Here is a 10,130-nt window from a genome sequence, read left to right as displayed (position 1 = left end):
TGGTTTTTTGTTTTATTCTCCTTATAAGACAGCATTCTCTGTAGTATACATACCGGTAGATAAAATCATAAAGGCAGTTGCAGAGCATACAAGCAATGTGTCGATATAAAAAGAAAAAGCTTGCACTAACCCTTGTTTAACAGGGTGGGATCGAGTACATTATCCTGCTTCATTTGAATAGATGTCATGCTATCCTCATTAATCCCCAAAATTAAATGCGCTTGTAAATATTAAGGAAATAACATTTGGAAGTTCCGTTATATTCATCACAACAATAAATAAAGACAATAAAATATACTCTAGCGCCATAATAGGTGTAGCATTTGCAATCCGCTTAACGCCGCCAAAAATGATGAATTCTAATAATAGAACAATTACTAAACCAGTTATGTAAGGTGGAAGCCCAAATGCATTATACATTACTACTGCAATCGAATTAGACTGTATACCTGGCATAAGAATAGACATGGCAATAATCGCTGCACAATGGCAAAAACAACAGCAAACGATTTTGAACCTATCTCTTTTTCAGTATAATAAGCGGGACCGCCTCTATATTGTCCATCTTGTTTTAGTTTATAGATTTGTATTTGTGCTAAGATAGCCTCAATAAATGCCGTGGATACTCCAATAAACTCCATAAACCAAATCCGACAATTTGCACCAGGTCCCCAAATGCTATCGCAGTCGCAACAAGACCTGACAACACAATAGATAGTGCTTGGAAGGAAGATACTCCAGCTTCAGAACTTTTTCCTTGAAACATTAACATAATCATTTCTTTCAGATGCCTTAGTTGTAAGAGCCTAGATAAAAAAGGTAAATATAAGTCTAATAACTAGAACGATGTAAATGACAGTGTGCTCCATAACACGTTGTTTAAAAAGTCTACGATATGCTCCATTTATTTATAATTTATAATTATTTTAAAATTCTAAAATAATTATAAATTATGATTAGTATAAATACAGGACTATTTTTATTATCATAATAAAATAAATCTATTTTCTAGAGTCTTTGACAATAAATTAGTATAATAAGACTAATAACATTATTAGTTTTTTAGGTGTATTTAATATAGGGGTTGAAAAGAGATGGAAGATCAGAATAAAGTAGTAGTATTTCAAGTTGCACAAGGAGAATATGCCATTTCTATAGATTATGTTATTTCGATTGAAAAAGAAGATGGGATTAGAGAGGTTCCTTCTTTGCCTAACTATATAGTAGGCATAAAAAAAGTCAGAAATGAACTTATTCCCATTATTGATTTAGAACAGGTACTATATAATCGTTCTATACAGGAAAGAGATCAAAACAAATTAATTGTTTTAAAAACAGAGAAGCTTGCCTATGCTGTATTAGTCAGTGATGCAAAAGAAATATTAGCTGTTGCAGAGGAAAATATTAAACAAGCTGGGCTTGCTGCATATCAAAAAACAAGCTATTTCACTGGCGTTATTAATTTGGATAACAGATTGATTATGATGATGGAACCAGCCGTTTTAATTAATTCTCTAGACGGAATAAAAGAGATTAAAGAGTATATGAATAATCTTACGTAAGTGGCGGATGAATTTACATAAAGGTGGTGACTCTTAATGAAAGAATATTATCCAAAAAAGGGAAGAGTCATCCTGCATGTCGATATGAATAGTTTTTATGCCTCTGTTGAATGCGCCTATAATCCTTTATTAAAAGGCAAACCCTTGGCAATTGCAGGCAATGTGGAAGAAAGAAAAGGAATTATTGTGACTTGCAGCTATGAGGCGAGAAAATTCGGGGTGAAAACAACGATGCCCCTTTGGGAAGCAAAAAAACTTTGTCCTAGGCTAACTATTATGCCGCCGAATTTTGATCGATATCGAAAAGCCTCCCTGGAGTTGTTTGCCATTTTAAATGAATTTTCTCCTTTAGTAGAACCTATATCTATTGATGAAGGATATGTGGACATTACGGACAGCTATGATTTAGGCAGTCCTATTCATATTGCAGAAATGATTCAAAAATCGGTAATGGAGCGTTTAGATTTGCCCTGCAGCATTGGGATTGCTCCAAATAAGTTTTTAGCTAAAATGGCATCCGATTTAAAAAAGCCAATGGGAATCACGATTTTACGGAAAAGGGATATTCCAGCCATTCTTTGGCCAATGGAAATAGAAGAAATGCATGGAATAGGGAAAAAAACAGGGGAGAAACTAAGGGCGATTGGGATCATCACAATTAAAGATTTGGCAAGAGGAGATTCTGTTCAATTAAAAGCGGTACTTGGCATAAATGGAAAAAGGTTGAAAGAGCGAGCCAATGGAGAAGATAAGCGGATAGTAGATCCAGATGCTGCGAATGAATTTAAAAGCATTGGCAACTCTACTACCTTACCTAAGGATATAGCTAATCAGCAAGAGCTTTGTTCCATACTTGACTCTCTGGCATTTAAAGTAGCGACAAGAATGAAGGTTAAGCATGTGCATGCATTAGCTATTGCTGTTACAATAAGATACCAAAATCGAAAAAATAACTCTAAAAGCATGAAATTAATTAATCCGATTAAAACACAATCCGAGCTTTTTGAGATGAGCAAACAACTATTTTTAAAAGCTTGGAATGGCAATGCTGTAAGATTATTAGGAGTAACAGCAACAGAATTAGTGGACAATAATATTGTAGCAAAACAATTAGATTTGTTTTCCTATGAAAAAGAAGCAGAAAAAGAACCGCTGCTAAAAACGATCTCGGCGCTGAAAGAGAAATATGGTGCATCCATTATAGAAAATGCCGGAGATCGCAGTGATTGGAAGGGAGAAGAGAATATTGGAACGTCTACAAGTTTCAATAAAGATTTTTTGCAAGGAAAGAAATTTTTTTAAATAAAAATAAAAGAAGAAAAAAATTTTGCAAAATCTATGGAAAAGGCATACATCTTCGGTTAGAATAGTTGCATATATAACAGAATCTTGCTAAAGTAAAGTGAATTCTACTATATGAAACGATACATAGTGTTTAGAAAGGGCGTAAATATAATGACAAAACAGCAGTTTGGTGTTATTGGTTTAGCGGTAATGGGAAAAAACCTTGCAATGAACATTGAAAGCAGAGGCTATACTGTTTCTGTATTTAACCGTTCAAAAGAAAAAACAGAAGAAATGCTTCAAGAAACAGAAGGAAAAAACCTTGTAGGAACTTATACTTTAGAAGAGTTTGTTCAATCTTTGGAAGTTCCTCGCAAAATTATGCTAATGGTTAAAGCTGGTCCTGCAACGGATGCTACGATTGAACAATTAAAACCTTTGCTTGATAAAGGGGATATTGTAATAGATGGCGGGAATACTTTCTTTGTTGATACGCAAAGACGAAATAAAGAATTAAGTGAACTTGGCATCCACTTTATCGGTACAGGTGTATCTGGTGGAGAAGAGGGAGCATTAAAAGGTCCTTCTATTATGCCTGGCGGCCAAAAAGAAGCGTATGAACTTGTTGCGCCAATTTTTAGAGATATTTCTGCAAAAGTAAATGATGAGCCTTGTACAACATATATTGGTCCAGATGGTGCAGGACATTATGTAAAAATGGTTCACAATGGGATTGAATATGGCGATATGCAGCTTATTTGTGAAGCATATTTCATTATGAAAAATGTTCTTGGATTAGAAGCGCAAGAACTTCACGAAGTATTCTCAGAATGGAATAAAGGGGAGCTAGACAGCTACTTGATCGAAATTACTGCAGATATCTTCACAAAAGTTGATGAGGAAACTGGCAAACCATTAGTAGATTTAATTTTAGATACTGCTGGCCAAAAAGGTACTGGAAAATGGACAAGCCAAAGTGCATTAGACTTGGGAGTTCCACTTCCGATGATTACAGAATCAGTATTTGCTCGTTTTATTTCTGCAATGAAAGAAGAGCGCGTAAAAGCAAGCAAAGTATTATCAGGTCCTGAAATTAAAGCATTTACTGGTGATAAAGCAGCGTATATCGAATCTGTTCGCAAAGCGCTTTATTTAAGTAAAATTGTTTCTTATGCACAAGGATTTGCACAAATGAGAGAAGCTTCAAATGAGTATAATTGGGATTTAAACTATGGAGAAATCGCAATGATTTTCCGTGGAGGCTGTATCATTCGTGCGCAATTCCTACAAAAAATCAAAGATGCATATGATCTTGATCCTGAATTAAAGAACTTATTATTAGATCCTTATTTCAGTGAAATTGCGGAAAACTACCAAGCAGCACTTCGCGAAGTGATTTCTGGTGCTGTAATGAATGGTATTCCTGTACCAAGTTTTGCTGCTGCATTATCTTATTATGACAGCTACCGTACAGAAACATTGCCAGCAAACCTTCTTCAAGCACAACGCGACTATTTTGGTGCACATACGTATAATCGCATTGACAAAGAAGGCACATTCCATACAAACTGGATGAAGTAATCACTTTTAAACACTAGTTTAGTGAAACTGTCTGATTAGTTAGTTGGAGACAATAATCCATAAAAAAATCATTCTAGAGAGTGCTCTCTAGAATGATTTTTTTTATCACATATTAATGGGATTGGGCTCCTGCCTAAGGGGTTATAAGAGAAACGAAAAATTTAAGTGGAGAGAACCTGCCCGTAAAAGTCTAATATAAAAGAACACAGACAAGTAGACTACTATTGCCCAGGTTCTGTGGCAACGTCTCTGGATGGCCTGCCTATACTTCCCTATAGCTCTCAACTAACACGTGGAAAACTCCCGCTGAGTGGAGTTTCGCTTTATATTTGCCGTGGTTGCAGCAACAGAAAAAAGTCATTTTAAAAGCAGTCCGCCTGCTTTTAAAATGACTTTTTGTCTTAATTAACTTATAAAATTAATTTTTATATAGACTACTTCAGAACGGCTTCCTAGGCGGAGTGGAGGGCCCCAGAAACCATAGCCAGAGGAAACAATCGCATGGAGCTGTTCTTTTTGTTTATAGCCCCAATCCAGTTCAAAAACCCTTTTTGTAATAAAATGATTTGGAGCCATCTGTCCTCGATGAGTATGACCTGATAAGATTAAATGGATGTCATTTTCCATTGCTTGTGTTAATTCCGCAGGCTGATGATCCATCATAATAAGAGGAAGATCTTTTGCGTTATTAGTTGTTAATTGGGAGATAGATAGTCGATTTTTATCTGTTTTATCTTTTCTACCAATCAGTTCAAAACTATCGTCAATGATAATTGATTCATCCATTAATATCTGAATGCCTATGCGCTCCATTTCTTGAAGGAATTCTGGGATTTTTTTGCCGTAATATTCATGGTTTCCGAGTACTCCATAGATGCCTAATGGAGCTTGTAATTCTTTCATTTTCTCTCCCATATGTTTTTGCAAAAAAGGATTAGGGTCATCATCAATAATATCACCTGGCAACAGAATAAGATCTGCCTTTAAGTTATTTATCATCGTTACTAGTTTTGCTAAATGGGCATTTCCTGAAAGTGTTCCAAAATGCATATCAGAAGCAATAGCAATGGATAATTGTTCTCTTTTGCCATTTTTTTTCGGCAAAGTAAGGTTATATTCTCTAATAATAGGGGAATAAGCATTGTATGTGCCATAAAAAAAGATACACACAAAAAGAAAAAACGTGCAGCTTCCTACAAACAAGATGCTATGAGGTTCATCTATATAAAAGAATAGAAGATAGCATACCAAATTGGCAACTGGCAAGATAAGAATGGCATATTGTAAAACGGCAAACCAGTATGCGGAAATAACTTTAAAGATAGTAATACTTTTGAAAAGATGACTAAAAAGAAAGGAATAGGCGCATATAAGCAGTATAATAATTAGCAGTGTGCTTGAAATATTTGGATAGATAGTGTGTAAAAAAATATAGCTGTTCCAGCCGATATAATAAATAAGTAAATGATATAGTAAAAAAAAGGGAACAATCAAAAGAAGCTGTTTCATATTTTTCATTGTATTCTCCTAGAATAATAATTAAATGATCACATTTTATTTTAAAGGTATTTAAAAATAATATTTTAAAATATTATTTTTAAAACTACGAGTTAGTAAGTTTTCCTCTTCATGGATGGGGTAGCCGTTATTTGAGTAAGAAAAAACGTGAAATCTATAAAGATCTCACGTTTTTTATCTTTAACAAACATCTACTTCAAATTGATTGATTGGCCACCAGAAGAAGCCGTCTTTTTCTAATAGTTCATCTGCTTCCTTAGGTCCCATTGTACCGGAAGCATAGTTAGGGTAGTTTGTTGCGGGTGTTTTCTCCCAAGCTTGTGAAATTTTATCAACATAGCTCCAAGAGAGTGCTACTTCATCCCAATGAGTAAAGTTAGTAGCATCTCCTTTAATGCTGTCGTCAATTAATTTTTCATATGCTTCAGGTGTATTAATGCTTGCGATGCCTGTATTTGCATAGCTAAGTTTAATAGGTGTTGCTTCCATATTTTGACCAGCTTTTTTAGCATTTAAATGTAAAGTAATTCCTTCTTCTGGTTGAATATGAATCACAAGAAGATTTGGTGTAATCTCTTGATCTGGTCGATCATAAAGATTCATTGGAATATCTTTAAATTGAACCACGATTTTTGTTGATTTTGTTTCTAATCTTTTCCCTGTGCGAATATAAAATGGCACACCAGCCCAGCGGAAACTATCAATCATGACTTTACCTGCCACAAATGTTTCTGTATTAGAATTTGGATCAACCATTTGTTCTGAACGATATTCAGGCACTTCGATATCCTCAATGCTTCCTTTTCCATATTGGCCACGTACAAAATATTCATTTACTTCATCAATCTCAACTGGACGCATTGCACGGAAAACTTTTACTTTCTCAGAACGTATTTCATCAGGCGTTAAACGAATTGGCGGTTCCATCGCAAGTAATGCAACCATTTGCAGCATGTGGTTTTGCACCATATCTCTTAAAGCACCGCTTGTTTCATAATATCTGCCGCGCTCTTCCACACCAAGAATTTCACTTGATGTAACTTGGATGTTGCTGATATATCGGTTATTCCATAGATTTTCAAAAATTGCATTAGAGAAACGAATTGTTTCGATATTTTGTACCATTGCTTTTCCTAAATAATGATCAATACGATACACTTCGTCTTCAGAAAAAGCTGTGCGGATTTGATTATTTAATTCTTGAGCAGATTTAAGATCATGTCCAAATGGTTTTTCAATAATTAGTCGTTTGAAACCAGTTACATCTGTTAAGCCATCTTCTTTTAGGTGGATAGCAATTGGACCGAAAAATTCTGGAGCCATTGCTAAATAAAATACTCTGTTTCCGCCTAAATTATGTTTTTCATCTAAATCATCTGCAATGTTCTTTAATGTAAGATAAGAACTAGAATCAGTTACATCATGAGAATGATAGCAGAAGTAAGATGCAAATGTCTCTAAATCGGATGAATTAGGAATTGCCTCTGCTACAGAATTTACAACATTTTGTTGGAATTGTTCATTTGTTAATGTTCTTCTGCCAACACCGACAACTGCAAATTGAGATAATCTTCCTTTTTTATATAAACGGTAAAGTGATGGGAATAATTTGCGGTTTGCTAAATCTCCTGTTGCTCCAAAAATCATTATTAGTGCTGATTGTTGATTATGATTCACGTGCATGGACCTCTTTTCATTAAATATGTATAAAAATTCAAGTAGCTTTGAATTTTATTTCTAGCCATGATACTTTATCATTCGGAAACTTTATAAAATAATACCAGTAATTTTACGAGATGAAAACATTTATGCTTAAATTATGATGTTTATCTTCTAAAAAGTCTCTATACAAATATAAAATTTTATCTGTTTCCTTTAATTAAGCAAACATTATGTTTTGATAATACCATAGTTTTAACAGAAATTTTAGACAAATTTAATTTTTCAGTTAAAATAACGGAGCAGTGGCTGATTCTAATTTCCCACACAAAATGTTTCCTTATTATGCTTCAATGTTGATATTACATGATAAAAGGAAAAGATACTAGAAAAAAAATCAATTAGTTCTATCTTTTTTTATGATTGTTACTATTAGTTTTTTTAATAACTCAGCATAGCAAGCATTAAATTTCGATAGATTTGATTAGTGCTGCTAAATCTTTTGGGAGCTACACTACTTATAGTATGTTTTATAGTGGATGATTTTAAACTTTGTATACATGCAATATCTAGTATAAAATCGTATACAGAATGATGAAGAAAGAAGTGTTTAAATGGAACTGCAGTTTTTAGGAACCGGTGCGGGAATACCGGCAAAATTAAGAAATGTTACATCAATTGCATTAAAATTATTAGAAGAAAGAGGCAGTATTTGGCTTTTTGACGCAGGGGAAGGGACACAGCACCAAATTTTGCATACAAGCATTAAACCGAAACGAATCGAAAAAATTTTTATCACCCATTTACATGGGGACCATTTATATGGATTGCCTGGTTTGCTTGCCAGCAGATCTTTTCAAGGCGGTGAAGCGCAAGTCACTTTGTACGGACCAAAGGGAATTAAAGAATATATAGAAATAAGCTTGTCTATTAGCCAAACATACCTTAAATATGATTTGCATATTGAAGAAGTAACAGAAGGCACTATTTTTGAAGATGATGCGTTTAAAGTGGAAGCTCTAATGCTAGAACATGGGATTGTAAGCTATGGCTACCGCATTACAGAAAAAGACCTTCCTGGGAAACTTCTCGTAGACAAACTTCAACAAACTGGTGTAAAGCCAGGCCCAGAATTTAAAAAAATTAAAAATGGAGAAGATGTTATTTTAGAAGATGGCACACTCATTCAAAGCAGTGATTTTGTCGGTCCCCCAATAAAAGGCAGAATTGTGACAATCTTAGGAGATACAAAGGAATGTGAGGCAGCAATAAAACTGGCTGAGAATACCACGGTTCTTGTGCATGAAGCTACATTTGCCGGAGGGGAGTCTGCGCTTGCGAAAGAATATTTTCATTCAACAACTATTCAAGCTGCCAATACGGCAAAAAAAGCAAAAGCTGAACAATTGATCTTAACCCATATTAGTGCAAGATATGATAGCCTACAAGGAAATCAGTTAGTCGAAGAAGCAAAGGAAATCTTTATGGAAAGTTATTTGGCAGAAGATTTTAAAGTATTTCCAATCCCTTTGTCCCTTGTTAATAGAGAGTAGATCCTTATAGAAGGGAAGTTCCCCACCTTGGTGATTAAGCGAAGAAAATAGCAATCTAGGGGGAACCTGCTCGTAAAAAGCCTGATTATTTAATTCCTTTTATTTTTGCAAGAGAAAAGGCGAGTTAACTAAGAAAGAGTGATCTTTATGGAACTTTTGACATTCCAAAATATTTTTCAATTAGATAAGGTGATATCGGAAAATAAGCTTTTTTCCCAGTATCACTATCCAGAAATGTTCATTCGATAGGACAGTAATTTTGTAGCTTTTAAAAGAATGCCATCTTTCGTAGAATTTGAGGAGACAGCAACCTATTTGCGCACATTTCATCAGCAATATAACCAAAAACATGTAAAATTCTCCTTTCCTCCTAATGAAAAATTAACTAATTCTCTTATGAAATACATCAAAAAAAATAATTATGAAACGGAAATGCTTGAGCTATATGAAATAAAACCCAAAAAATTTCCTGAGGCAAAGCAGCCCGAAGATATAGTTGTGGAACTGGTTAATGAAAATAATTTGGCAAATTATCTTATACTTTAATACCAGCAAGATCTGCAGGATGGTTTTGATTTTGCAGAACAAAAACAAAATTTAATCAAAGGACAAATACAAGATCCAACTATTGAACAATGGATGATTTTGTATAAAGGAAAACCAGTAGGTGCATTAGAAGTGATTATTTCAGAAAAATATTGTGAATTAGATGTTTTTTTTGTAGTAGAGGAATTTCGAAATAGGGAATTGGAAGGTGGATGCAAAAATATATAATGAATCTGCATTTTGATAAGACCGTCATCCTAGTGGCAGATGGAGAAGACACCGCAAGAAATATGCATCAAAAACAAAATTCTCAATTTCTTCAATTTAAATTTTTTACGCAAAAAGTGTATGAAGATTAATTCCAAAAGAAATGTAGACTTTTATCAGCAAGAGAAATGTTTTTATATTAATATAATAAAAAGGAATA

Annotated in this window: 9 protein-coding genes and 2 pseudogenes; 6 read left to right on the top strand and 5 right to left on the bottom strand. The window is 34.1% G+C overall.

Features of this window, described 5'->3' with window-relative positions:
* Nucleotides 1–21: 21 nt before the first annotated feature.
* The 3 genes and pseudogenes from CWS01_RS23555 to CWS01_RS23545 all read right to left on the bottom strand — a co-directional run bounded on the left by CWS01_RS23555 (nt 22) and on the right by CWS01_RS23545 (nt 772).
* Nucleotides 22–456: pseudogene (locus CWS01_RS23555) on the bottom strand (alanine:cation symporter family protein).
* Complete coding sequence (locus CWS01_RS23550; RefSeq protein WP_407938591.1) at nt 423–641, bottom strand: alanine:cation symporter family protein; 219 nt, start codon at nt 639–641, stop codon at nt 423–425. The pseudogene CWS01_RS23555 and the gene CWS01_RS23550 overlap by 34 nt, the downstream one beginning before the upstream one ends.
* On the bottom strand, nt 596–772 hold the full coding sequence (locus tag CWS01_RS23545) for a hypothetical protein (protein WP_407938590.1): 177 nt from the start codon (nt 770–772) through the stop codon (nt 596–598). Before CWS01_RS23545 ends, CWS01_RS23550 begins: the two co-directional genes overlap by 46 nt.
* A 322-nt stretch (nt 773–1,094) precedes the next feature.
* Here CWS01_RS23545 and CWS01_RS20735 point away from each other — a divergent pair, with 322 nt between their 5' ends.
* The 3 genes from CWS01_RS20735 (at nt 1,095) to gndA (ending at nt 4,427) form a co-directional block, all read left to right on the top strand.
* Nucleotides 1,095–1,562, top strand: coding sequence for a chemotaxis protein CheW (locus CWS01_RS20735; protein WP_101179197.1), 468 nt, complete (start codon nt 1,095–1,097; stop codon nt 1,560–1,562).
* Nucleotides 1,563–1,598: 36 nt separating this feature from the next.
* Entirely contained in the window at nt 1,599–2,864 is a 1,266-nt protein-coding gene (locus CWS01_RS20730; protein WP_101179194.1) for a DNA polymerase IV, read from the top strand.
* A gap of 153 nt (nt 2,865–3,017) precedes the next feature.
* Nucleotides 3,018–4,427 (top strand): NADP-dependent phosphogluconate dehydrogenase, encoded by a 1,410-nt coding sequence (gene gndA, locus CWS01_RS20725; RefSeq protein ID WP_101179192.1) that lies wholly within the window; start codon nt 3,018–3,020, stop codon nt 4,425–4,427.
* A gap of 405 nt (nt 4,428–4,832) precedes the next feature.
* Here the strand turns inward: gndA and CWS01_RS20720 are convergent, their stop codons facing one another.
* Both CWS01_RS20720 and zwf read right to left on the bottom strand, forming a co-directional pair.
* Nucleotides 4,833–5,945: a metallophosphoesterase gene (locus CWS01_RS20720; RefSeq protein ID WP_101179190.1), complete on the bottom strand. Its 1,113-nt coding sequence runs from the start codon at nt 5,943–5,945 to the stop codon at nt 4,833–4,835.
* 180 nt (nt 5,946–6,125) lie between these two features.
* Complete coding sequence (gene zwf, locus CWS01_RS20715) at nt 6,126–7,628, bottom strand: glucose-6-phosphate dehydrogenase (protein WP_168714433.1); 1,503 nt, start codon at nt 7,626–7,628, stop codon at nt 6,126–6,128.
* 590 nt (nt 7,629–8,218) lie between these two features.
* On the opposite strand from zwf, the gene rnz reads away from it, so the two are divergent.
* The 3 genes and pseudogenes from rnz (at nt 8,219) to CWS01_RS22545 (ending at nt 10,062) form a co-directional block, all read left to right on the top strand.
* Nucleotides 8,219–9,157: a ribonuclease Z gene (gene rnz, locus CWS01_RS20710; RefSeq protein WP_101179185.1), complete on the top strand. Its 939-nt coding sequence runs from the start codon at nt 8,219–8,221 to the stop codon at nt 9,155–9,157.
* Nucleotides 9,158–9,418: 261 nt separating this feature from the next.
* A pseudogene (locus CWS01_RS20705) lies at nt 9,419–9,703 on the top strand (DUF5613 domain-containing protein); the annotation flags it as partial.
* Between the two features lie 212 nt (nt 9,704–9,915).
* Nucleotides 9,916–10,062, top strand: a complete 147-nt coding sequence (locus CWS01_RS22545) for a hypothetical protein (RefSeq protein ID WP_157827712.1) — start codon at nt 9,916–9,918, stop codon at nt 10,060–10,062.
* The last annotated feature ends 68 nt before the right edge of the window (nt 10,063–10,130 follow it).

The organism is Niallia nealsonii (assembly GCF_002835805.1).
GTDB classification, from domain to species: Bacteria; Bacillota; Bacilli; order Bacillales; family Cytobacillaceae; genus Niallia; species Niallia nealsonii.
Note: the sequence above shows the minus strand (reverse complement) of the source record. Positions and strands in the feature narration are given on the sequence as shown.